General features: G+C 68.2%; 1 protein-coding gene. It reads left to right on the plus strand.

What is annotated here, in order from left to right:
- Positions 1-255, plus strand: a 255-nt coding sequence (locus FLQ44_RS13520) for an acyl-CoA dehydrogenase family protein (RefSeq protein WP_276607858.1), incomplete at both ends; no start/stop codon positions are given.

A 255-nucleotide genomic window follows, 5' to 3' on the forward strand; every position in this document is an offset into this window, starting at 1 on the left:
CCTGGCCCGGGCCGCCTACAAGGCCGCGGTGGCCTACGTGAAGGAGCGCAAGAGCTTTGGCCAGCCGATCGGTTCGTTCCAGATGATCCAGGCCAAGATCGCCGACATGAAGTGCCGCGCCGCCGAGATCCAGTCGCTGGGCTACAGGGCCGTGCTGGTGGCGCCGCCGCTGAAGTCCGAAGGCCCGGCCTGGTGGGCGCGCTACCAGCCGCAGGACTACCGCACCATCGATCATCCGCTGGGCAACAGGGAGAG

The organism is Vogesella mureinivorans (assembly GCF_007644035.1).
Classification (GTDB): Bacteria; Pseudomonadota; Gammaproteobacteria; order Burkholderiales; family Chromobacteriaceae; genus Vogesella; species Vogesella mureinivorans.